At 70.0% G+C, this 20,937-nt stretch carries 24 protein-coding genes; 9 read left to right on the top strand and 15 right to left on the bottom strand.

Annotated elements, in window-relative coordinates:
• Positions 1-60 precede the first annotated feature (60 nt).
• The gene (locus tag G5B46_RS12615; RefSeq protein WP_165259123.1) at positions 61-240 is read right to left on the bottom strand and encodes a YegP family protein; all 180 of its coding nucleotides are present in this window, start codon (positions 238-240) and stop codon (positions 61-63) included.
• A 143-nt stretch (positions 241-383) separates the two neighbouring features.
• Between G5B46_RS12615 and G5B46_RS12610 the strand changes: the two genes are divergently transcribed.
• A complete protein-coding gene (locus G5B46_RS12610) occupies positions 384-938 on the top strand; it encodes a DUF1003 domain-containing protein (RefSeq protein ID WP_165259121.1) in 555 nt (184 codons plus the stop codon).
• On the opposite strand, the gene G5B46_RS12605 is transcribed toward G5B46_RS12610, so the two are convergent.
• Positions 935-1,876, bottom strand: a complete 942-nt coding sequence (locus tag G5B46_RS12605) for a GlxA family transcriptional regulator (protein WP_165259119.1) — start codon at positions 1,874-1,876, stop codon at positions 935-937. The two genes, G5B46_RS12610 and G5B46_RS12605, sit on opposite strands and share 4 nt — an antisense overlap.
• A 97-nt stretch (positions 1,877-1,973) precedes the next feature.
• On the opposite strand from G5B46_RS12605, the gene G5B46_RS12600 reads away from it, so the two are divergent.
• Positions 1,974-2,684, top strand: a complete 711-nt coding sequence (locus G5B46_RS12600) for a DJ-1/PfpI family protein (RefSeq protein ID WP_165259117.1) — start codon at positions 1,974-1,976, stop codon at positions 2,682-2,684.
• Here the strand turns inward: G5B46_RS12600 and G5B46_RS12595 are convergent.
• Positions 2,681-3,073, bottom strand: coding sequence for a hypothetical protein (locus G5B46_RS12595; RefSeq protein ID WP_165259116.1), 393 nt, complete (start codon positions 3,071-3,073; stop codon positions 2,681-2,683). The two genes, G5B46_RS12600 and G5B46_RS12595, sit on opposite strands and share 4 nt — an antisense overlap.
• A gap of 60 nt (positions 3,074-3,133) precedes the next feature.
• Positions 3,134-3,904: a 4,5-DOPA dioxygenase extradiol gene (gene ygiD, locus G5B46_RS12590; RefSeq protein WP_165259114.1), complete on the bottom strand. Its 771-nt coding sequence runs from the start codon at positions 3,902-3,904 to the stop codon at positions 3,134-3,136.
• A gap of 125 nt (positions 3,905-4,029) precedes the next feature.
• Between ygiD and G5B46_RS12585 the strand changes: the two genes are divergently transcribed.
• A complete protein-coding gene (locus tag G5B46_RS12585) occupies positions 4,030-5,187 on the top strand; it encodes an acyltransferase (protein WP_165259112.1) in 1,158 nt (385 codons plus the stop codon).
• Here the strand turns inward: G5B46_RS12585 and G5B46_RS12580 are convergent.
• From G5B46_RS12580 to G5B46_RS12550, 7 genes are all read right to left on the bottom strand, one after another.
• Positions 5,184-5,825: a DUF4328 domain-containing protein gene (locus G5B46_RS12580; protein WP_165259110.1), complete on the bottom strand. Its 642-nt coding sequence runs from the start codon at positions 5,823-5,825 to the stop codon at positions 5,184-5,186. The genes G5B46_RS12585 and G5B46_RS12580 overlap by 4 nt on opposite strands.
• A gap of 73 nt (positions 5,826-5,898) precedes the next feature.
• On the bottom strand, positions 5,899-6,741 hold the full coding sequence (gene nadC / locus G5B46_RS12575; protein WP_165259388.1) for a carboxylating nicotinate-nucleotide diphosphorylase: 843 nt from the start codon (positions 6,739-6,741) through the stop codon (positions 5,899-5,901).
• A gap of 14 nt (positions 6,742-6,755) precedes the next feature.
• A complete protein-coding gene (locus G5B46_RS12570; protein WP_165259109.1) occupies positions 6,756-7,349 on the bottom strand; it encodes a Uma2 family endonuclease in 594 nt (197 codons plus the stop codon).
• Between the two features lie 29 nt (positions 7,350-7,378).
• Positions 7,379-8,899 carry an L-aspartate oxidase gene (locus tag G5B46_RS12565; protein ID WP_165259107.1) on the bottom strand — a complete coding sequence of 507 codons (1,521 nt, stop codon included), beginning with the start codon at positions 8,897-8,899 and terminating at the stop codon, positions 7,379-7,381.
• On the bottom strand, positions 8,892-9,401 hold the full coding sequence (locus G5B46_RS12560) for an O-acetyl-ADP-ribose deacetylase (protein WP_165259105.1): 510 nt from the start codon (positions 9,399-9,401) through the stop codon (positions 8,892-8,894). The genes G5B46_RS12565 and G5B46_RS12560 overlap by 8 nt, the downstream gene beginning before the upstream one ends.
• Before the next feature lie 2 nt (positions 9,402-9,403).
• Positions 9,404-10,489, bottom strand: a complete 1,086-nt coding sequence (nadA, locus tag G5B46_RS12555; RefSeq protein ID WP_165259104.1) for a quinolinate synthase NadA — start codon at positions 10,487-10,489, stop codon at positions 9,404-9,406.
• 207 nt (positions 10,490-10,696) lie between these two features.
• Complete coding sequence (locus G5B46_RS12550; protein ID WP_165259102.1) at positions 10,697-13,090, bottom strand: PAS domain-containing hybrid sensor histidine kinase/response regulator; 2,394 nt, start codon at positions 13,088-13,090, stop codon at positions 10,697-10,699.
• Between the two features lie 78 nt (positions 13,091-13,168).
• On the opposite strand from G5B46_RS12550, the gene G5B46_RS12545 reads away from it, so the two are divergent.
• Complete coding sequence (locus tag G5B46_RS12545) at positions 13,169-13,645, top strand: Dps family protein (protein ID WP_116488582.1); 477 nt, start codon at positions 13,169-13,171, stop codon at positions 13,643-13,645.
• Positions 13,646-13,659: 14 nt separating this feature from the next.
• Positions 13,660-14,883 (top strand): cell wall hydrolase, encoded by a 1,224-nt coding sequence (locus G5B46_RS12540; protein WP_165259100.1) that lies wholly within the window; start codon positions 13,660-13,662, stop codon positions 14,881-14,883.
• 253 nt (positions 14,884-15,136) lie between these two features.
• Here the strand turns inward: G5B46_RS12540 and trxB are convergent, their stop codons facing one another.
• Complete coding sequence (gene trxB, locus G5B46_RS12535; protein ID WP_165259098.1) at positions 15,137-16,144, bottom strand: thioredoxin-disulfide reductase; 1,008 nt, start codon at positions 16,142-16,144, stop codon at positions 15,137-15,139.
• A 46-nt stretch (positions 16,145-16,190) separates the two neighbouring features.
• Between trxB and G5B46_RS12530 the strand changes: the two genes are divergently transcribed.
• The 4 genes from G5B46_RS12530 (at position 16,191) to G5B46_RS12515 (ending at position 18,326) form a co-directional block, all read left to right on the top strand.
• Positions 16,191-16,391, top strand: coding sequence for a DUF433 domain-containing protein (locus tag G5B46_RS12530; protein WP_165259097.1), 201 nt, complete (start codon positions 16,191-16,193; stop codon positions 16,389-16,391).
• Positions 16,392-16,484: 93 nt separating this feature from the next.
• Positions 16,485-16,778 carry a hypothetical protein gene (locus G5B46_RS12525; RefSeq protein WP_165259095.1) on the top strand — a complete coding sequence of 98 codons (294 nt, stop codon included), beginning with the start codon at positions 16,485-16,487 and terminating at the stop codon, positions 16,776-16,778.
• Positions 16,779-16,833: 55 nt separating this feature from the next.
• Complete coding sequence (gene pseI, locus G5B46_RS12520; RefSeq protein ID WP_165259093.1) at positions 16,834-17,892, top strand: pseudaminic acid synthase; 1,059 nt, start codon at positions 16,834-16,836, stop codon at positions 17,890-17,892.
• Positions 17,889-18,326, top strand: coding sequence for a hypothetical protein (locus tag G5B46_RS12515; protein WP_165259091.1), 438 nt, complete (start codon positions 17,889-17,891; stop codon positions 18,324-18,326). Before pseI ends, G5B46_RS12515 begins: the two co-directional genes overlap by 4 nt.
• Here G5B46_RS12515 and G5B46_RS12510 read toward each other — a convergent pair.
• From G5B46_RS12510 to G5B46_RS12500, 3 genes are read right to left on the bottom strand one after another with little or no spacing between them, the layout of a single operon-like run.
• Positions 18,323-19,030 (bottom strand): WbqC family protein, encoded by a 708-nt coding sequence (locus tag G5B46_RS12510; RefSeq protein ID WP_165259090.1) that lies wholly within the window; start codon positions 19,028-19,030, stop codon positions 18,323-18,325. The genes G5B46_RS12515 and G5B46_RS12510 overlap by 4 nt on opposite strands.
• A complete protein-coding gene (locus tag G5B46_RS12505) occupies positions 19,027-20,283 on the bottom strand; it encodes a flagellin modification protein FlmF (protein ID WP_165259088.1) in 1,257 nt (418 codons plus the stop codon). The genes G5B46_RS12510 and G5B46_RS12505 overlap by 4 nt, the downstream gene beginning before the upstream one ends.
• Positions 20,280-20,927 carry a class I SAM-dependent methyltransferase gene (locus G5B46_RS12500; RefSeq protein WP_165259086.1) on the bottom strand — a complete coding sequence of 216 codons (648 nt, stop codon included), beginning with the start codon at positions 20,925-20,927 and terminating at the stop codon, positions 20,280-20,282. The genes G5B46_RS12505 and G5B46_RS12500 overlap by 4 nt, the downstream gene beginning before the upstream one ends.
• Positions 20,928-20,937: the final 10 nt, after the last annotated feature.

Genomic DNA, 20,937 nt, shown 5'->3' with positions numbered 1-20,937 from the left:
TCGCCGATCAGACAGCGACCGACGGGGAGGGGTCAAGTTCACGTGCGCGTCAGGCGCGCATCAGTCGGTCTGGTCGTCGATCTCGGCGTCGGGGCCGTTCTTCTTGATCGACTCGATGGCGTTCTTGGCCGAGGCCTTCGAGGCGTAGCCTTCGGTCCAGAAGATGGTCTCGCTGTTGTAGACGAAATAGGCGACGAACTCGCCGGCCTTGTTCTTCTTGATCAGGAACTTGTGGGCCATCTGGTGCTCCCGGGGGGTGATGACTGGTCGTTGGTCGACGAGCCGACGTAGCGACCCTCGCGCCCCTGACGCGACCCTGTCAACCGCGTTGCGGTGAAGCCCGGCGCACGGAATGATGGAGACTCATCAGGCCGGACGGACCCATGAGCGCGGACAAACTCGACCACCTCTCGCGCACCCTGCTGGGCGAGGCCTATGCCGATCTTTCGGCCGTCAAGCGCAGCGTCATCGACCTGATCGCCGCCGAGGCCCCCACGGGTCTCGCGCCCGGGCTGTCGCAGAAGGAGGGCAGCTTCTGGGAGCGCCTGGCCGACCGGGTGGCCGCGATCGGCGGCTCCTGGGGCTTCATCGGCGGGTTCTCTGCGGTGCTGGCCGCCTGGGTGATCCTGAACCTGGCCCTGATGCCGTTCCACAAGGCCTTCGATCCTTATCCCTTCATCTTCCTGAACCTGGTGCTGTCGACCCTGGCGGCGATCCAGGCCCCGATCATCATGATGAGCCAGAACCGCCAGGCGGCGAAGGATCGCGAGGCGGCCGAGCACGACTACGTCGTCAACCTGCGCGCCGAGCTCGAGATCATGCGCCTGCACGACAAGCTCGACGCCCTGCGCATGGCCGAACTGTCCGACATGGCCCGCGCAAACACCGCATGCCTCGACGAGCTGCGGGCCGAGGTGAAGGCGCTGCGGGGCGGCTAGCTGGCCTTGGCCGCCCGGCGCAGGGCCTGGGGCGGCTGGCCGAACACGCGGATGAAGGCCCGGCGCATGCGTTCGGAGTCTCCGAACCCTGACTCCAGGGCGATGTCCTCGACCTGCAGCGGGGCGCTGTCGAGCAGGGCCCGGGCGGCCTCCACCCGCAGCCGCTCGATCGCCTTGGCCGGGGTCGAGCCGGTCTCGGCGGCGAACAGGCGGGCGAAGTTGCGCGGGCTCATGGCCGCGCGCTCGGCCAGTTCCTCGACGCTCAGCGGCCGGGCCAGGTTCTCGCGCGCCCAGGCTAGGAGGGCGTCGAAGCGTCCGCCCTTCAGCTCCAGCAGGGCCGAGAATTGCGACTGGCCGCCCGGCCGGCGGTGATAGACCACAAGCTGCTGGGCCGTGCGCTTGGCGACGGCTTCGCCGAGGTCAGCCCCGATCATCGCCAGCGCCAGGTCGATCCCCGCCGTGATGCCGGCCGAGCTCCAGATCGGGCCGTCCTGCACCCAGATCCGGTCGGCCTCCAGCCGCACGTCCGGAAAGCGCTTCTGGAAGTCCTTGGTGCGGCTCCAGTGGGTGGTGGCGCGTTTGCCGTCCAGCAGGCCCGCCGCCGCCAGCACGTAGGTTCCAGAGCAGACGCTGGCCGTCCGCCGCGCCTGCCGCGCGGTCTTGCGCACATAGTCGAGCGTCGCCGCGCAACTGGCCGGCGCCCGCACGCCGTCGCCGCCCGAGATCAGCAGGGTGTCGAAAGCAGGCGCCTTGTCGAACGCCACGGTGTCGAAGGCCGCGCCCGAACTGCTGGCCGTCCAGCCGCCGTCGCGCGACACCACCGTCAGGCCATAGGCCCCCGGATCGAACCGCGCGGCGATCTCGAAGGTCGAGATCGGGCCGGCGGCGTCCAGAAGCTGGAAGCCCGGATAGACCAGCATGCCGACGGCGCGAGGCATCGCATTCCCCCGAAGGATGGCGGAAATCGAGGGATCTCCGTCATTTCCGCCGAACGCTATCGGGGAGAGCATCGGTCGTCAAACCAGGAGGGCTCTCATGGCCGACCCTATCCGCATCGTCTTCGCCCTGTTTCCGGGCGTGACCCATCTCGACTTCACCGGCCCCCACCAGATCCTGGCGCGGCTGCCGGGCGCCCAGATCACCGTCGCCAGCCTCGCCGGCGGCGAGATCGAGGCCGACGGCCTGATCTTCGCCCATCTGGCGCGGCTCGACCAGATCGAGGCTTGCGACATCCTCTGCATTCCCGGCGGTTTCGGCACGACCCAGGCCATGGGCGACGAAGCCTTCCTGGATCAGGTCAAGCGCCTGGCCTGGAGCGCGCGCTACGTCACCAGCGTCTGCACCGGCTCGCTGGTGCTGGCGGCGGCAGGCCTGCTGGAGGGCAAGCGGGCGGCCTGCCACTGGGCCTGGCGCGACCAGCTGGCGCTGTTCGGCGCCATCCCAGACGAGGCCCGCGTGGTTCGCGACGGCCGCTTCGTCACCGGCGGCGGGGTGACGGCCGGCGTCGACTTCGCCCTGACCCTGGTCGCCGAGATCGCCGGTCCGACCATCGCTCAGGCCATCCAGCTGGCCGTCGAGTACGCGCCTGACCCGCCGTTCCAGTCGGGCCGGCCTGAATTGGCCCCGCCGGAAATCCTGGCCCGCGTGCGCCGCATCTACGACAACGGCATGGACGAGCGCCGCGCGGCGGCCGCGGCCGCGGCGGCGGCGGAGCGGTTGGGTAAGGGGGCGCTGGAAGGAGTCTAGCCGCTCGCGGCTGGAACGTAGACATCCTGGCGCGGACTAGGCTCCGGGGCATCCCATTCGAAGGCCGCAAGCACTGCCGTCGCCAGCAACCGTACGCCCCTCCAGGACGGATGATTGCGCACGGCGTTGTCGGTCCAGAGACCCTCGTCGCCGGCTTCGCTCATCTGGCAAAGCCAAGCTTCAAGCGCGTCGAGGGAGGCCTGGCAATGCGGGCTCAGCTCTGATCTTTCGCGGCCCAGTTCACGGAGCCCGTCGTCAAAGGTCAGTGCGAGTTCGTCGGCTTTGCATACGAATTCGGGCAACAACGACAGCTGCATTTCAGCGGGCTGGGCCAGGCAATAGACCGCCCATCGGAATCCTTCGCGTACGGGATCGGGGTTGCAGGTCATCTCCAGGACCCTAGACGGGGGCGATGGGGAAGGGAACGAGAAGGGCGGCTGATCCCTGCCTCACCCCACCTGCACGCCGGTCATCGAGATCGCCGCGAAGACGTCGTCGGCGAAGAACGACACCGGCTCGTCGGGCCCTTGCGCGCCCAGCACGTAGAGCAGCGGCAGATAGTGTTCGGCGCTGTTGATCGACAGCGCCGCGTCGGGGCCCAGGCTCTCCCAGTCGATCAGCGGCTGGTGGTCGCCCGCCGTGATCAGGGCCTTGGCGCGCTCGTTGAAGCGCGGCGCCCAGTCGGGGGTCTCGCCGGTGCGGAAGTTCACGGCCCGCAGGTTATGGACGATGTCGCCGCTGCCGATGATCAGCACGCCCTCGTCGCGCAGCGCCGCCAGCCGGCGGCCGGCCTCGTAGTGCCAGGCGTTGGGCTGGCCGCGGTCGATGCTCAGCTGCACCACCGGCACGTCGGCGTCGGGATACATCGGCGCCAGCACGCTCCAGGCCCCGTGGTCGAGGCCGCGGGTCGGATGCTGCACCGTGCGTTGCGGGGCCAGCAGGTCGGCGGCGCGCTGGGCCAGGGCCGGATCGCCCGGCGCGCGGTACTGCACGTCGAACAGCGCCTGCGGGAAGCCGCCGAAATCGTGGATGGTCTCGGGGCGCTCGGCGGCGCTCAGCGCCGTGCCGCCCATGGTCTCCCAGTGGGCGCTGATCATCAGCACGGCCTTGGGGCGCGGCAGGTCGCGGCCCAGCTGCGCCCAGGCGCGGCTCCAGGCGTTGTCCTCGATGGCGTTCATCGGCGAGCCGTGGCCGATGAAGAGGACGGGCATGCGGGTCATGGCGCGAAATCCAAATAGAAACTTGTACAGTTACAGATGGGCGCTCGCGCCTCGCGGGTCAAGGACGGCCGGCGCGACCTTCCGCCGCTTCCCCCCGAGGCCGGGCTTTGTTAAGGCCTGCCCTCGTGAGCACGTCCCAGTCATCCTCGGAGTCGGCCCCCTCGGTCGCCCCAGCCGCGTCTTTCGTCAGCCATTCGACCCGGCCGGCCACGCGCGGCGGCGCGCTGGACCTGCTGCGCCTGCTGGCCGCCCTGCTGATCGTGGTCTACCACTTCGGCGCCGAGAGCCCCCTGCGGATCGAGCGTTTCCACCCGGTGTTCGCGCGGGGATATCTGGCCACCGACTTCTTCCTGATGTTGTCGGGCTATGTGCTGGGTCGCGCCTACGGGCCGTCGGCCATTTCCGGCCGCATCACCCACTTCCAGTTCTGGCTGCGCCGCGCCGCGCGCGTGTGGCCGGGGCATCTGATGGTGCTGGCCGCCATGGCCGGCCTGGTGCTGGCGCTGAACCTGATCGGCACCGACGCTCACAAGCCCTCGCGCTTCGCCTGGGACCAGCTGCCGCTGCAGGCGATGCTGATGCACGCCTGGGGCTTCAACAGCGACGGCTGGAACCTGCCCAGCTGGTCGCTGTCGGCGCTGATCGTCTGCTACGCCCTGTTTCCCTGGTTCTGGCGCGCCGCCAGCGCCACGCGCCGTCCCTGGCTGCCGATCGCCCTGGCCGCCGTGGTCGTGGTGCTGTTCGACGTCGCCGCCCGCCGCACCAACGGCTTCGGCTTCGCCGAGGTCCCGATCGGTCTGTCCGACCTGCCGCTGCGCATCGGCGTGCTGCGGGCCGTCCCGCTGTTCCTGCTGGGCCTGTGCCTGGCGCGCGCGGTCGAGCTTTCCTGGCCTACCGAGAAGGCCGCCAAGGTGCTGCTGACCGTCGGCTGCGCGGGCCTGGTGATCATCCAGCTGATCGGCCGCTACGACCTGCCCAGCCTGACCTGCCTGGCCGCCATCATCCTCGGCGCCGGCCGGCTGCCGGTGAAGCATCCCAAGGCCTGGATCGAGGAGGGGGCCAAGCTCTCCTTCGCCCTGTTCATCACCCACATCCTGGTCGGCGTGATCTACTGGAGCGCCGTGCACAAGCTGATCGACACCGTGCCGATCGGCATCGGCTGGCAGTGGCTGATGTGGCTGGCCGGCTTCCCGCTGGCCATCGGCGCGGCCTGGGTCTTCCACACCTTCATCGACCAGCCCGTGCAGGATCGCATCATGCCGTGGGTGCGCGGCAGGGGCTAGAAGACCTCCAGCGCGCGGATGCTCGACTGGCGCGCGGTCAGCTCCCGCACCAGCTTGGCGAAGTAGAAGCTGGCGACCAGGTTCAGGGCGCTGCCCAGAAGGCCGACGGCCTCGCCGGTCACGATCAGAGCGGTGTCGCCATAGCTGGCGTCCATATTGCCGCTGGCCTGGTCGATGAAGGTCCCCGCGATCCAGAAAGCCCACCAGACGCGCATCCACCCGGGCGTCGGAACCGAGCGCCAGTCGGTCGGGTCGCTGCTCGCCTTCCAGGCCTCCTCCATCGCCTTGAACGGCGTGAACAGCGACGCGATCGGGACGAAGTACCAGCCCACCGCCCAGGGCGGCGAGATCGTCAGGTCGGGGACCATGGCGTTGGCGTTCATGCTCACGCGGTAGGTCCATTTCAGGCCCAGGAAGCCGGCGATGATGAAGACCGCCACGTAGAGCAGGGTGACGCCGCCGTCGACGAACTGAAGCAGCGACATCGAGGCGTCGCCGCCGCCGAAGAGCGCGGCGCCGATCACGACCAGGCTCGTGATCATGCTGGCGGCGTTGGCGCTCATCATGATCCAGATCCACAGCAGCAGCGTCTTGGCCAGCGGCTCGGGCGCACGCTGGGTGTAGGTCTTCCTGGTCATTGAAATCGCCCCCCGCAACAGAGGGCGCTCATAGCGGGTGGCGCGGCCAGGTTGCAATCCCGCCGCTACGGCTTCAGGCCGCGTCCAGCCCGATATCCAGCACCGGCGCCGAGTGGGTCAGGGCTCCGACGCTGATCACGTCCACGCCCGTCTCGGCGATGGCGCGCACGGTGGCCAGGTTCACTCCGCCCGAGGCCTCCAGCACCGCGCGGCCCTTGGCCAGCGCCACGGCGGTCGCAAGATCGTCCAGGCTGAAATTGTCGAGCATCACCACGTCGGGGCCGTGCTTGAGGGCGTCTTCCAGCTGGTCCAGGCCGTCGACCTCGACCTCGATCTTGACCAGGTGTCCGGCGAAGGCGCGGGCCCGGCGGACGGCTTCACCGACCCCGCCGCAGGCGGCGACGTGGTTGTCCTTGATCAGGATCGCGTCGTCGAGGCCGAAGCGGTGGTTGACCCCGCCGCCGCAGCGCACCGCGTACTTCTCCAGGGCGCGCAGGCCCGGCGTGGTCTTGCGGGTGTCGACGATGGTCGCGCCCGTGCCCTCGACCAGGCGCACATAGGCGCGGGTTAGGGTGGCGATGCCCGACAGGCGGCCCAGCAGGTTCAGGCCCGTGCGCTCGGCGGCCAGCACGGCGCGGGCGTTGCCCTCGGCGCGGGCCAGCACCGTGCCCGGCGCGGCGTCGGCGCCGTCGGGCGTGATCACCTCGAAGCTCGCGGTCGGGTCCAGGGCGGCCAGCGACAGGCGCGCGCACGACAGGCCGGCGACCCGGCCGTCCTGGCGGCTGGCGAACAGCACCGAAAGCCGGGCGTCGGCGTCGATGCAGGCCAGGCCCGTGATGTCGCCGGCCCGGCCCAGATCCTCGGCCAGGGACAGATCGACGATGGGACGGACGAGAAGGTCGGGCAGCGGCTCGATACGGGGGAGGGCGGTCAAAACAGCTCCGACAGCGGAATGCGAACTTCGGGGGCGAACAGCGGCGAGACGGCCGCGGCGTCGCCTTCGTGGACAGCGGTCTCGCCCCAGCCGCCGTCTGGGAGCGGCTGGCTGAAGACCGTCAGGCGACGGGCTTCCGGCTCGGCCACCCAGTATTCCGGCACGCCGGCCTTGGCGTAGAGGCGGCTCTTTACCGTCAGGTCGTTGCCGAGCGACGAGATGGAAACCTCGACGACCAGGACGGCGGCTTCGGCTTCGGCGTACTTTCCTTCGGGCGCCCGAGCCACGAGGACGTCGGGATCAGGCGCGCTGTAACGTCCCAGCTTCAGGGTGGAGCCCACGAAGACCTTCAGGCTTGTCGAAGCGGATAGCTTGCGTATCGCGCTCTTGAGCACGAAGGCCGCGTTTGCGCTGACCTCGCCATGATCCAGGGAAGCGGGCGCCATGCGGATGATCTTCCCCTCGATCAGTTCGACGCGGCCGAAGACGTCGTCGAACACGCCGGCCTGGTCCATGCGTTCGTACTGATCGAAGTCGAACAGGAACTCGGTGTCGCCCCGTTCCTCGAAACCCGCGCTGGTCGCCGTCATGGTCGCGTCTCCGTTCCCCTTACGTACCACTACTCGGCGGCGTGGCGCAAACCGGCCTGGACGGGATCGAGGGTGACGAAGGTGCGGACGGGAGCGGCCTTCTCGGGGAAGTCGGCGCGGTAGTGACCGCCCCGGCTTTCCTGGCGGGCCAGGGCGGCGTCGACGATCAGGCGGGCGGCGACCAGGGACGGGCAGGGGCCGTGGGCTGCTTCCAGGGCGGCGATCTCTTCCAGCAGGCGGGCCAGACCCGTCGCGTCGCGGATGACGCCGGCGTCGCGGCTCATGGCCTTGCGCAGCGCCTGGAAGGCTTCGTTAGGCAGGTCGGGCAGCGGCGCCAGCGAGACCGGCTCGTCGCCCGTCTCGCCCTCGGCGGCGGCGGCGGCGGCGCGGCCGGCGCGGGCGCCGAAAACGGCCGCTTCCAGCAGGCTGTTGGAGGCCAGGCGGTTGGCGCCCTGTACGCCGGTGGAGGCGCATTCGCCGGCGGCGTAGAGGCCCGGCAGGCTGGCGCGGCCGTCCAGGTCGGTGGCCACGCCGCCCATGTGGTAGTGCACGGCCGGCACGACCGGGATCATCTCGCGGCGCGGATCGATCCCGGCGCTCTGGCAGGCCTCGAACACGGCCGGGAACTCGCGGGGGAAGTGGCCGCCCACGGCCGTCGTGGCGTCGAGGAAGGCGCCGCGGCCGGCGGCGCGCTCGGCGTGGATGGCGCGGGCCACCACGTCGCGCGGCGCCAGCTCCTTGGCCGGGTGATAGTCGGCCATGAAGGCGCGGCCATCCGTATTGCGCAGGATCGAGCCTTCGCCGCGCAGCGCTTCCGTCGCCAGGGGCGCGGGATCGCGGCCGATGTCGATGGCCGTGGGGTGGAACTGCACGAACTCGGGATCGGCGATCTCGGCGCCGGCCAGCGCGGCCAGGCCCAGGCCTTCGCCGCGCACCTGGGTCGGCGTCGTGGTGACGGCGTAAAGGCCGCCGACGCCGCCGGTGGCCAGGACCACGGCATGGCTGTGGATCTCGACCAGCTCGCCGTCGATTTCCGCCAGGACCCCGACCACGCGGCCGGTCTCGTCTTGAAGCAGGCGGCGGGCGCGGGCGTTCTCGCGGATCTCGATCGTGGGTGTGGCGCGGACCGTCGTGATGACGGCGGCCATGATCGCCGCGCCGGCCCCGTCGCCGCCGACGCGGGCGACGCGGGCCTTGGAGTGGGCGGCCTCGAGGCTCAGCACGAAGTCGCCGTCGGCTTTGCGATCGAAGGGCGCGCCCAGGGCGGCCAGGGCGCGGACCGCGGCGGGGCCTTCACGGGTCAGCAGCGCCACGGCCTCGCCGTCGCACAGGCCGGCGCCCGCCGCGATGGTGTCGGCGGCATGCAGCGAAGGCGTGTCGTCGCCGGCCAGGGCGGCGGCCAGGCCGCCCTGCGCCCAGGCGCTGGAACAGCCGGTCGCCAGCGGCGTGGGCGACAGGACGAGGGCCGTCTTCGCGGCGAGCGCGGCGGTGAGGCCGGCGAGGCCCGCGCCCAGAATGACAGGGCCGTCGAAGGTAAGCGTCTTAGGCATCGATACTCTCCAAGGCCGCGCGATGGCGGTCGGCAGAGGCTGCGTCGAAGCAGCAGAAGATCACTTCGGCCGGCTTGGCCGTCTTGAACTCGGCGACGGTGCGAACGGCGATGCGGGCCGCCTCGTCCGCCGGAAAGCGGTAGATCCCGGTCGAGATCGCCGGAAAGGCGACCGTCTGGAAGCCCTTCTGCGAGGCGATCTCCAGCGAGCGGCGGTAGCAGCTGGCCAGCTGGTCGCGTTCGTCCAGTCCGCCGCCGTTCCAGACCGGGCCGACGGTGTGGATCACCCAGCGGGCCGGCAGCTTGAAGCCTTCGGTCAGCTTGGCGTCGCCCGTCTTGCAGCCGTTGAGCATGCGGCAGGCCATGGCCAGCTCAGGGCCGGCCTTGCGATGGATCGCTCCATCCACGCCGCCGCCGCCCAGCAGGCTGCTGTTGGCGGCGTTGACGATGGCGTCGACGTCCAGGGTCGTGATGTCGGCCTGGATGACGCTCATCTTCGGCATGGTCAGATCAGCTCCACGTCCACGTGGTGGCGGGCCTTGACGAGGTCGTAGCGGGCCGGGGCGGCGGGCGGGGGCAGGTCGATCATTCGCTGCACGGCCTGGCGGGCGCGCTCCAGCACATCGGCGTCGACCGTCACCTCGTACTGCTCGTGCACCAGGGCGTCGTAGATGTTCTGCAGCGTGATCCGCTTCATGTGCGGGCACATGTTGCAGGGGCCGATGAACTGGGTCCCGGGGCTTTCGGCCTGCACGTTGCTGGCCATCGAGCACTCGGTGATCAGCACCACCTGGGCCGGCTTGCGCGCGGCGACGTAGTCGTTCATCGCGGCGGTCGAGCCGGCGAAGTCCGAGGCCTCGAGGATCTCGGCCGGGCATTCGGGGTGGGCCAGCACCTCGGCGCCGGGCCAGGCCGCGCGCATGTCGGCGATGTCCTGGGCGGTGAAGCGCTTGTGCACCTCGCAGTGGCCGGCCCAGGCGATGATCTTGACGTTGGTCTGGCGGGCGACGTTGCGGGCCAGGAACTCGTCGGGGATCAGGATGACCTTGTCGGTCCCCCATTCCTTGGCGGCCCATTCGACCACCTGCACGGCGTTGGCGCTGGTGCAGCAGATGTCGGTCTCGGCCTTCACGTCGGCGGTGGTGTTGACGTAGGTGACCACCGGCACGCCCGGGTGGCGCTCCTTGATCAGCCGCACGTCCGCGCCCGTGATCGACGAGGCCAGGCTGCAGCCGGCCAGCAGGTCGGGGATCAGGATCTTCTTTTCGGGGCTGAGCACCTTGCTGGTCTCGGCCATGAAGTGCACGCCGGCCTGGACGATGATCGCCGCGTCGCTCTTGGCGGCTTCCTTGGCCAGCGCCAGGCTATCGCCCACGAAGTCGCCGACGCCGTGGAAGATGTCCGGCGTCATGTAGTTGTGGGCCAGGATGGCGGCGTTCTTCTCGCGCTTGATCCGGTTGATCTCAGAGATCAGCGGCGCGTGCAGACGCCATTCCATCGGGGTGACGTGGTGCTTGACCTTGTCCCAGACGGCGGCGGTCTCCGCCTCGATGTCGGCGGTGAAGGCGAGGGGCGCGAAACCGTCGGCCATGTCGTCCTCTCTTATGCTCAAAGTGAGCATTTCCTGGGCCTCAAAAAACGCCGGGCAAAGGTTGCGGCTCCGTCCGGCGTCGCGACTTATGCTGAAAGTGAGCATAAGGGGCTATCCAGATATAGCCGCTCGTTCCTCGAATGCAAAGCATGCGGACGAAAAATCCCGCGACGGCGCGCAAGGACGCCCGTTCGGTCCAAGGGCGGATCAGTGCGGGCGGCGGGTCTCGAAGGCCTGGTCTATGGCCCGCACCAGCGCGTCCAGCGCATAGGGCTTGCGCAGAAGGGGCCAGGGCGCGGCGCGGGCTTCCGCCAGCTCCTGGCCGGTGTAGCCCGAGCTCAGCAGGATCGGCAGTTCGGGCCGTTCGGCCGAGAGGATGGCCGCCAAATCCACGCCGCTCTTGTCGCCGGGCATCATCACGTCGGTGACCAGCAGGCCCAGTTCCGGGTGGGCGCGGGCCACCTCAAGGGCCTCGTCGGCGTCGCCGGCCCGGCGGACGTTGTGGCCCAGCTCCAGCAGCATGGCCTCGACCAGGTCGCCGACCTCGACGTCGTCCTCGGCCAGCAGCACATCGACGCCGGGGCGCGGGGCGGGCGGGGCGACCGGCGCCGCCTGCAGGATCGCGCCCTCGTGGCTGGCCGGCAGCAGCAGCGACACCGTCGTGCCGTGGCCCGGCTTCGAGGTGATCTCCACCTCGCCGCCGCTCTGGCGCACGAAGCCGTAGACCTGCGACAGGCCAAGCCCCGTGCCCTTGCCCGAGGCCTTGGTCGTGAAGAACGGCTCGAAGGCGCGGGCGATGGTGGCCGCGTCCATGCCCTTGCCCTCGTCGCGCACCGAGACGCGCAGATAGGCCCCGGGCTTCAGCTCGCCGCGCGGCTTGTCGAAGGTCTCCGGACCGGATTCCACCACGATCGTCCCGCCGGGCGGACTGGCGTCGCGGGCGTTGACCACCAGGTTCAGCAGGGCCGCCTCGAACTGGCCCGCGTCGATCCGCGCCGTACGGGTGCCCGAGCCCAGGCTGAGCTTCAGCGGCAAGACCTCGCCCACCGCCCGGCGCAGCAGCGCCTCGCTCTCGGCGATCAGGCGGTCGACGCGGCAGATCTCCGGATTGAGCGGCTGGCGGCGGGCGAAGGCCAGCAGGTGCTGGGTCAGCTTCTCGCCGCGCCTTGCGGCCGAAAGCGCCGCGTCGATCATCTTGTCGCGCCGGCGCGCGTCGTCGGGATGGCGCTGCACCGCGTCGAGCGCGCCGATCACCACGGTCAGCAGGTTGTTGAAGTCGTGGGCCACCCCGCCGGTCAGCTGGCCGATGGCTTCCAGCTTCTGGGCCTGGCTGAGCGCGGCCTGGGCCAGGTCGCGCTCGGCGACGGCGGCGTCGACCTTGTCGGCCAGAAGCTCGTTCATGCCGGTCAGCTTGGCCTCGGCCTCCTTGGCGTCGCTGACGTCGAAGGCGATGCCGATGAAGCCGGCGAAGCCGCCGCCGGGGCCGTAGCGTGGCTGCGAGAACGACTTCAGCCACCGCCACTGGCCGTCGGGCCGGCGATAGCGCGCCTCCAGGCTGAACGGTCTGCGCGAGGCCTCGCCGGCGATCTGGGCCTTGAGGATGCCCGGCAGGTCCTCGGGGTGGATGCGGGTGCGCCAGTCCAGGGTCAGGGCGTCGCGATAGTCGGCCCCGGCAAAGTCGACATAGGCGGCGTTGACGAACTCCCGCGCCCCGCCCATGCCGGTGATCCACATCAGGGCCGGCGCGCTGTCGGCCAGGGCCCGGAAGCGGGCCTCGCTTTCGCGCAGGCCTTCCTCGGCCTGGCGGCGCTTCGTGACCTCGAAATTGACGCCCAGCACGCGCAAGGCCCGGCCCGCCGCGTCGCGCTCGATCCGGCCCAGGCCGTGGATCCAGCGCTCGCCGTCCGGACCGTCCACCAGCCGGTACTCCACCTCGTAGAGCGGCCCGCTCTTGATCGCCCGCCGGATTTCGTCCTGCACCCGCGGCCGGTCCTCGGGATGCACGGCGGCGGCCACCTGCTCGAAGTCCAGCGGACCGTCCGGCGGCAGGCGAAGGTTGCGCCGCGCGGCCGGCGACAGGTGCAGGGCCCCGGTGGCCACGTCCCACTCCCACGGGCCGACCCCGGCCGCGGCCTGGGTCACGTCCAGCCGCGTCTCGGCGTCCTGCTGGCGGCGGCGGGCCTCGCCCAGGCCGATGACGGCCTCGCGCATGCCGTGGGCCACGGCCGTCGTGGCCGTCGCCGAGACCAGGTACAGCACCATCGAGGCCGTCTGCGGTTCGCTCATGGTGTCGCCGTAGCGTCCGGCCCACAGCCACCAGCCCAGCGCCGCCCCGCTGGCCATGGGCGCAAGGCCCCAGCGCCAGCCGGCGTACAGCGTCACCAGCACCATGGCGGGGAAGAAGGCCTGGGTCGCGCCCAGCGTCTGGTCGGGGCCCAGCAGGGCGAAGCGCATGCCCAGCGCCGCCAGCGTGGCCACGATCGCGGCCAGCGACGCCCGCCAGAACGGCGGAGGAACCTCTGGTATAAGCCACGCGCTTAGCAGGGCGGACGCCGCACGGCGCGGCGTCGGCGTAGGGGCGAGCGGATCGTTTTTGTTCATTCTTGCTCCGCGCTCATGAGCAGGCTTGCCAAGAGCATGGACACGCTTACCTAGGACACGCAACACGGGAGATCATGAATGGCGACCGCTCCGAACATCGGCATCTCGGCCAAGCAACGCGCTGACATCGCGCAGGGATTGAATAAGGTCCTGGCCGACAGCTATGCGCTCTACCTCAAGACGCACGGCTATCACTGGAATGTTCGCGGGCCCTACTTCCAGTCCCTGCATATCCTCCTGGAAGGCCAATACAACGAAGAATGGGCCGCTCTTGACCTGATCGCCGAGCGCATTCGCGCCCTGGGCGAACTGGCCCCGCAGGGCTACGCCGCCTTCGGCAACCTCTCCAGCATCAAGGACGGCGACGCCGAAAAGGACTGGGAGGGCATGATCAAGGAACTGCTGGCCGACAACGAGACGGTCATCGCCACCCTGCGCGGCGCCATCGAGGCTCCGGACGAGGCGGGCGACGAGGCCACCGTCGACCTCTACACCCAGCGCCTGGCGGCCCACGAAAAGCACGCCTGGATGCTGCGCTCGACCCTGAGCAAGTAATCCGAACACCCCGCGTGCCGTCCCCAAGGCGACATCCGGGCAAGAAGGCCGCCGCGGCGCTGATCGCCGTCGGCGGCCTTTCTGCGTGCGCGACGGCCTGGCACCTGCCGCGCCAGCACGGCCGGGCGGCGGGGGTGGCCAATGAGGCCGGGGCGCTCTCCGACGCGGGTCTGGCGCGCTACACGGCCGACATGGATCCGGCGATGCTGGCCCTGGCCCGTCGTCACGACCCGCGCCCGCGCAAGGACTACTGGGGCCGGGTGAAGGGCTGGGAGGTGATCGACATCGCCACCATCCCGGTGCTGGGCGACGGCGTGCCGGACTTTGCGGATGCGCGGCTGATCAACGGCTACCGCCTGCCCGCGCCCCTGCCGATCGAGGCCGCCAGGCCCTTCGTGCTCAAGGCCTCGGGCGAGGAGCGGGCCCGGGCTCTGCACTGCCTGACCCAGGCGGTCTATTTCGAGGCCGGCTTCGAGGCGCCCGAAGGCCAGCAGGCCGTGGCCCAGACCGTGCTCAACCGCCTGCGACATCCGGGCTATCCCAAGTCGATCTGCGGCGTGATCTACGAGGGCTCGCTGCGCAGCACCGGCTGCCAGTTCAGCTTCACCTGCGACGGCTCGCTGGAGAAGACGGTGGTTCCGACGATCTGGGACCGCGCCCAGGCCGTGGCCCGGCGGGCGCTGTCGGGCTTCGTGATGAAGGACGTGGGCGTGGCAACCCACTACCACGCCGACTATGTGGCCCCGTACTGGGCGCCGACCCTCGTGAAGCTGCGCCAAGTCGGCACGCACATCTTCTACCGCTGGACCGGCCCTTCGGGCAGGCTGGCCGCCTTCAACGGCCGCTACGCCGGCGGCGAGACCAGGATCTCGGCCGACACCCTGATGGGCGCGGACCCGCGCACGCTGGAGGCCGCGCCGCCGGCCGTCCTGGCCCAGAACCTCGCCCAGACCCTGGGCGGCCCGGCGCCGAGCGCGGCGCTGAAGGACGCCAGGCTGGTGGTGATCCCCGACGCCGCCGCGCCGGGGGGCGAGCGCATCCGGGTCGAAGGCAGCGTCGCCGGTCGCCGCATCGCCACCCCCGAAGAGATCGCCCGCATCAACAAGGCCCTGGAAGTGCTGCCCGAGGTCCAGGCCGAAGCCGCCGCCAAGCCCGCCCCGCCGCCGGTCGTCGAGCCCCTTCCGCCGCCGCCGCCCAAGCCGAAACCCCGGCCGCCCAACCTGCTGAACCCGCTCTAGAAGATCCCCCACGGGCAAAGGCCCGTCCCTCCAGATCCTCCCCCTGAAGGGGGAGGTGGCCCGGAGGGCCGGAGGGGGAAGTTCCTGATGAGCCTGAGCCGGGCCTCGACGTGGGAAGTTTCTTCCCCCTCAGTCGCTCCACGACAGCTCCCCCTTCAGGGGGAGCGCCTTGGACGAAGGGCCGGAGGGGCCGACCGAACGAAAAAGGGGGCGACTTTCGTCGCCCCCTCTCAAGCTTCGATCAAACCCGGCCCTACCAGGCGCCGATTTCGTTGGCTTCGGCGTGGCTGATCGGATGGTGAGCCTTCTTGTGGTCTTCCTCGGCCAGGAACCGCACCGCCTCCAGGGCGGCCATGCAGCCCATGCCGGCGGCGGTCACCGCCTGGCGGTAGACGTCGTCGGTGACGTCGCCGGCGGCGTAGACGCCTTCGATGGCCGTCGAGGCCGTGCCCGGCTTGACCTTCAGGTAGCCGCCCGGGCCGACTTCCAGCTGGCCGGCGAACAGCTCCGACGACGGAGCGTGGCCGATGGCGATGAACACGCCGTCGGTCGCAAGCTCGGTGAACTCGCCGGTCTTGATATTCTTCAGGCGCACGCCGGTGACGCCCATCGGTTCGCTGTCGCCGACGACCTCGTCGATGACGCTGTCCCAGACCACTTCGACCTTCGGATGGGCCAGCAGGCGCTCCTGCAGGATCTTCTCGGCCCGCAGCTCGTCCTTGCGGTGCACCAGCGTGACCTTGCTGGCGAAGCTGGTCAGGAACAGGGCTTCCTCGACGGCCGTGTTGCCGCCGCCGACCACCACGACTTCCTTGTTGCGATAGAAGAAGCCGTCGCAGGTGGCGCAGGCCGAAACGCCGAAGCCCTGGAACTTGCTCTCGCTCTCCAGGCCCAGCCACTTGGCCTGGGCGCCGGTGGCGATGATGATCGTCTCGGCGATCCAGTCCTGGCCGCTGTCGGTCTTGACCACGAACGGACGCTTGGAGAGGTCGACCGACATCACGATGTCGCTGACGAACTCGGTGCCCACGTGCTCGGCCTGGGCGCGCATCTGGTCCATCAGCCAGGGCCCCTGGATGACGTCGGCGAAGCCTGGATAGTTCTCGACGTCGGTCGTGATGGTCAGCTGGCCGCCCGGCTGGATGCCGGCGATGAGCACGGGCTTGAGCAGCGCGCGGGCGGCGTAGATGGCGGCGGTGTAGCCGGCGGGGCCCGAACCGATGATCAGGCAGCGCGTCTGGCGGGGAGCGGTGGTGGACATGGGCGATATCTAGGCGCGATTCCGCTCCTGCGCTACATTGCACGCCATGAACCCGTTGCTGGAACGCATCACGATCGATCCTGGCAAGGCCGGCGGTCGCCCCTGCATCCGCGATCTGCGGGTGCGGGTTCAGGATATCCTGGAAATGCTGGCGGCCGGCATGACGCCAGGCGAGGTGCTGCAGGAGTATCCCTACCTCGAAGCCGACGACGTTCGCGCCGCGCTGGCCTACGCCGCCGCGGCTTGAGGCAAACGATCTACGCCTAGGTTATTTTTCGGCAGACCTTGGCGGGAGAGGCGGCCGTCATAGAGATCGGTCGCTGAGTTGATAGGGGAGCCCATGAAGGGCGGATTGAACATCGGGATCGGCGTCGGTACGGCGATCGGGGTCGCGCTGGGCCTGGCGCTCGACAATCTGGCGATCGGCATCGGGGTGGGCATCGCCATCGGCGGGGGCCTGGGCACCGCGCTGCAGATGGCAAAGCCCGCCGAGGCCAAGGCCGGCGGCAAGAAGGGCGACGGCGGCGACAGCGGCACGAGCCACTCTTTCGACAGCTCGTCCTCTTCATCGTCATCAGACTTCGGTTCGTCCTCCGACGGCGGAAGCTGCGGGGGCGATGGCGGCGGGGATTGACGGCTCGTCCACGATTTCAGGGTTAATAGGCAACAAACCGCGTGAGTTTCCGCCCATGACCGCTTCGCCCGAAATCGAGATCGCCGGCCGCAAGATCGGCGCGGACCATCCGCCCTACGTGATCTGCGAGCTGTCGGGGAACCACAACGGCAGCCTCGACCGCTGCCTTGAGATGGTCGACGCCGCCGCCGACACCGGCTGCGACGCCATCAAGATCCAGACCTACACCGCCGACACCATCACGCTCGACGTCGACCGGCCCGAGTTCAAGATCCACGGCGGCCTGTGGGACGGACGCAGCCTGTACGAACTGTACGAAGAGGCCCACACCCCGTTCGAGTGGCACGCGGCCATCTTCGAGCGGGCCCGCAAGCGCGGCGTGACCATCTTCTCCAGCCCCTTCGACGAGACCGCGGTCGACCTGCTGGCGGGGCTCGACGCGCCGGCCTACAAGATCGCCTCGTTCGAGGCCGTCGACCTGCCGCTGATCCGCTACGCCGCCAGCCAGGGCAAGCCGCTGATCATCTCGACCGGCATGGCCAACCTGGCCGAGATCGAGACCGCCCGCAGCACCGCCCTGGAAGCCGGCGCGCCGGGCGTGCTGCTGCTGCACTGCGTGTCCAGCTATCCGGCCACCTTCGCCGACGCCAACGTGCGGACCGTGGCCGACATGGCCGCCCGCTTCGGCTGCCCGATCGGGCTGTCGGACCACACGCCAGGCACGGCCGCCTCGGTGGCGGCGGTGTCGGTCGGCGCCTGCGCGGTCGAAAAGCACTTCACCCTGGCCCGCGCCGACGGCGGCCCCGACGCCGCCTTCAGCCTGGAGCCGGCCGAGTTCAAGGCCCTGGTCGACGACACGAAGAACGCCTGGGCCTCGCTCGGCCGCGCTCACTATGACGTGCTGGGCTCCGAGCAGGGCTCGTTGCTGTTCCGCCGCTCGCTCTACGTCACCGCCGACGTGCCGGCCGGCGCGCCGCTGACCCGCGACAATGTCCGCTCGGTGCGTCCGGGCAACGGCCTGCCGCCGGCCGATCTCGACAAGGTTCTGGGCCGTCCCGCGGCCCGCGCCCTGACCCGCGGCGAACCGTTGGCCTGGGACATGGTGGCCGGGTGAGGCTCAGCGCGATCGCCTTCGAGAGCCTGGCGCGCGAGGGCGGAACGACCATCGTCGTGCCCTGGATCGATGGCGTGTCGTTGATCGACTTCGTTGCGGCCTTCGAGCGCGAGCAGGGGTTCGACAAGCTCTCGAGCGAAGAACGCGGCGGCCTGATCCCGGAGTACTTCCGCTTCGGGCCGCTCGATCGCCACTACCTGGGGCGAGGCGACTGGCCGACGGGCGATGACGGCACGGTGCTGCTCGGCTGCCAGTGCGGCGAGTGGGCGTGCGATCCGTTCTATGCGCGGATCGAGGTCGAGGGCGACGTCGTGCGCTGGAGCGCCTTCGGGCGATATGCCGGCGACGAAGGCTATGCCGGGCTGGCTCCTATCGCCTTCGCTCGGGACGCGTACGAAGAAGCGCTCAGGTCTCTGCCGGTGGTCGAGCCCTAAGCAGCGACCAGCGCCTTCAGCCCGGTCCAGCCGACGTTCATCAGGGCGTCGACGAAGCTCATATAGGGCGTGAACTCCGGCCGACCCTGGGGATACTCCGCCAGATTGCAGGGCTTGAAGCGAACCGGGAAGCCGGCGGCGGCGAAGACGCCGTCCTCTTCCATGTAGTCGGCCGATCCGGTCGGCGAGACGTAGGCCTCGGCTTGCACCGTGCGGCAGATGGCCAGCAGGTGTTCGGAGCGGGCGCCGACCGCGTTCAGGCTCGAAGCGCGGACGAATTGTGTGTCGATGCCGATCTGCTCGGCCGCGGCCTGGGCCAGGCCGCAGGTCAGGTCGGCCAGGGCGCCGTCGTGTTCGCGGGCCAGTTGCTCGGCTACGAAGGCGAAGCCCTCGGCGAAGAACGGCCGCTTGCCGTAGGCGTGACGGATGGCGGCCAGGTGCTTGTCGCGCCAAGTCTGGCTGTCGTCGATGCGGATAGCGTGGATCGGCGTGTCGCGGTCGTGCTTCTTCACTGGCACGGTGAGCATCAGCTCGCCCTGGGCGGTGAGGATCCGGTTGCGCGACTGCCACGAGCGGCGGGCGAACTGCACGTCGTCGAGAAAGACGAAGACGTCGCTGGCCGACATCAGCTGGAAATAGCCCAGATACGGCAGATAGGTCGGCTGCATGATCGCCGCCGTTCTCGGGGGCGAGGTCTGGTTCATCCGACCAGGGCCAGGCCGCCGGCGGCGGGCGCGGCGCGTGCCGACGCAAGGGCGGCGTCCACCTCGGCCAGCTTGGCGCTCTTGCCGTAGGGCTCCCAGGCGCCGCAGACGAAGGAGGCGCCGAAGCGCTCGGTCAGCTTCGCGCGCAGCTGGCCAAGGCCCGCGATGGCGTCGCGCGAATGATAGATCCAGCGCGGCTGGGCGCCCGAGTGCAGCAGGGCGCCGGTCTTCAGCGAGCCGAAGCCCGACAGCAGGCCGCGGATCTCGCCGGGCAGGGCGCGCAGGTCGGCCTCGCGCACGCACTCGGCCACCACCAGGGTCTTGCCGCCGCTCTCGTACAGATAGGCCCGGAAGCAGTCGCCCTTGGCCGTGAAGTTCTGGACGTAGACGGGGCAGGGGCCGTCGAAATCGGCTTCGAAGACGTAGGTGAAGAAGCTCTTCTTCACCAGCGACGGGGTCGAAAGGCCCATCGGCTTGAACAGCGGCGTCGGGTTGGCGGCCCACACTACGGTGTCGCCGGCGGCGTGCTCGGCCATCACCTGGCGCGGCGAGATCAGGCTCTCGAACCGGATGTCGACGCCCAGGGCCTCCAGCGCGCGGCGGCAGGTTTCGAACAGGGCGGTGAAGCCGCCGGCCGGCAGGCTGGCTGTGACGTTGGCGGTGCGACCCGAAAGGCCGCGCGGGACGCCGTACAGCTCGTCGGCCCATTCGTTCGAGGCCTTCAGCGCGACCAGGGCCGGGGTCTCGGCGCCGGCCGGATAGACCCGGTTGATGGCCAGCGGAATGGCCGCGTCGCCGTGCACGGCGGAAAGGTCGGCGCCCAGGTGCCAGCGGCAGTACTCGGACAGGGTCTCGGCGATCGGCGAGGGATAGGCGGCGATGCGGTCGGCCAGGCTGTCGCCGGCCGGCCGGGCGATCCGCAGGCTGGCGCAGTCCACGGCCGGGCCGCCGAAGTCCCAGGTGAAGACGCGCTTGCCCGCGCCGTCGAGGCTGAGCGAGCCGAAGCGGTTGTCGAAGGTCTCGAAGGCCGCGCCTTGCGTCTTCAGGCGTTCGACCAGAGCGTCGCCCTCAGGGCCGAAATAGACGCAGCCGTCGCGCATCTCAGCACCGTTCACGACCTTGGGGCGGGCAACCCCGCCCAGGGCGTCGAAGCGCTCGTGCAGCTCGATGTCGCGCCAGCCCAGGCGATGGGCCTCGAAGGCGGCCATGATCCCGGTCAGGCCGCCGCCGACGATGCGGATGCGGCCGTTCACGACGCGGCCCCCCAGACCACGAGGTCGCTGTTGCTGGGCACGCGGACGCCGGCCTGCAGGTTGTCGAAGCAGACGCGGAAGACGTCCGGCTGGGCCAGGCCCAGCTCGTCGCGCAGACGGTTCACCAGGCCCGCCTCGGTGTAGAACAGGTTGAACAGGCCTTCTTCGCCGGTCTCCGGCGTGGCCAGCCGGAAGCCGTCCGGTTCCTCGGCGACGCCTCGGCCGTAGCGATAGTCGTCGACGAGGCGGGTGCGAACGAAGACCTCGGCGTTCGGCGCCAACTTCTCGCGCACGGCGGTCAGCACCCGATTGGCCTGGGCGTTGGTCAGGTAGCAGAGCAGGTTGGGGATCAGCAGGACGTCGATCGGACCTTCGATCCCGTCGGGCAGGCCCAGCGACAGGTCGGCCTGGATCAGGGTCGCGGCCTCGCCCAGGTTCCAGCGGGCGTCTTCCAGCGCCGCGGCCGAATAGTCGACATTGGTCAGGGTCCAGCCGTAGGCGGCGTAGAGCGACAGGTTGTTGCCCGTGCCGCCGCCCAGTTCCACGACCTTGCCGGCGCGTTGGTGCAGGCCGCGCTTGAAGAAGTGGCGGGCGATGAACTCGTCGGGGTACTTCAGACCCCGGATGTCCGGCAGGGCGCGCATGTCCGTCCGC

It is taken from the genome of Caulobacter sp. 602-2 (assembly GCF_011043625.1).
Classification (GTDB): domain Bacteria; phylum Pseudomonadota; class Alphaproteobacteria; order Caulobacterales; family Caulobacteraceae; genus Caulobacter.
Note: the sequence above shows the minus strand (reverse complement) of the source record. Positions and strands in the feature narration are given on the sequence as shown.

Bases quoted from the DNA above. Each gene is read 5' to 3' on its own strand.
- G5B46_RS12615 (WP_165259123.1), bottom strand. From the start codon at position 240: ATGGCCCACAAGTTCCTGATCAAGAAGAACAAGGCCGGCGAGTTCGTC.
- G5B46_RS12550 (WP_165259102.1), bottom strand. From the start codon at position 13,090: ATGAACAAAAACGATCCGCTCGCCCCTACGCCGACGCCGCGCCGTGCG.
- G5B46_RS12580 (WP_165259110.1), bottom strand. From the start codon at position 5,825: ATGACCAGGAAGACCTACACCCAGCGTGCGCCCGAGCCGCTGGCCAAG.
- G5B46_RS12565 (WP_165259107.1), bottom strand. From the start codon at position 8,899: ATGCCTAAGACGCTTACCTTCGACGGCCCTGTCATTCTGGGCGCGGGC.
- G5B46_RS12610 (WP_165259121.1), top strand. From the start codon at position 384: ATGAGCGCGGACAAACTCGACCACCTCTCGCGCACCCTGCTGGGCGAG.
- G5B46_RS12595 (WP_165259116.1), bottom strand. From the start codon at position 3,073: ATGACCTGCAACCCCGATCCCGTACGCGAAGGATTCCGATGGGCGGTC.
- G5B46_RS12500 (WP_165259086.1), bottom strand. From the start codon at position 20,927: ATGCGCGCCCTGCCGGACATCCGGGGTCTGAAGTACCCCGACGAGTTC.
- G5B46_RS12525 (WP_165259095.1), top strand. From the start codon at position 16,485: ATGAAGGGCGGATTGAACATCGGGATCGGCGTCGGTACGGCGATCGGG.
- trxB (WP_165259098.1), bottom strand. From the start codon at position 16,144: ATGTCCACCACCGCTCCCCGCCAGACGCGCTGCCTGATCATCGGTTCG.
- G5B46_RS12560 (WP_165259105.1), bottom strand. From the start codon at position 9,401: ATGCCGAAGATGAGCGTCATCCAGGCCGACATCACGACCCTGGACGTC.
- G5B46_RS12510 (WP_165259090.1), bottom strand. From the start codon at position 19,030: ATGAACCAGACCTCGCCCCCGAGAACGGCGGCGATCATGCAGCCGACC.
- nadA (WP_165259104.1), bottom strand. From the start codon at position 10,489: ATGGCCGACGGTTTCGCGCCCCTCGCCTTCACCGCCGACATCGAGGCG.
- G5B46_RS12530 (WP_165259097.1), top strand. From the start codon at position 16,191: ATGAACCCGTTGCTGGAACGCATCACGATCGATCCTGGCAAGGCCGGC.
- ygiD (WP_165259114.1), bottom strand. From the start codon at position 3,904: ATGACCCGCATGCCCGTCCTCTTCATCGGCCACGGCTCGCCGATGAAC.
- G5B46_RS12545 (WP_116488582.1), top strand. From the start codon at position 13,169: ATGGCGACCGCTCCGAACATCGGCATCTCGGCCAAGCAACGCGCTGAC.
- G5B46_RS12600 (WP_165259117.1), top strand. From the start codon at position 1,974: ATGGCCGACCCTATCCGCATCGTCTTCGCCCTGTTTCCGGGCGTGACC.
- G5B46_RS12570 (WP_165259109.1), bottom strand. From the start codon at position 7,349: ATGACGGCGACCAGCGCGGGTTTCGAGGAACGGGGCGACACCGAGTTC.
- pseI (WP_165259093.1), top strand. From the start codon at position 16,834: ATGACCGCTTCGCCCGAAATCGAGATCGCCGGCCGCAAGATCGGCGCG.
- G5B46_RS12605 (WP_165259119.1), bottom strand. From the start codon at position 1,876: ATGCCTCGCGCCGTCGGCATGCTGGTCTATCCGGGCTTCCAGCTTCTG.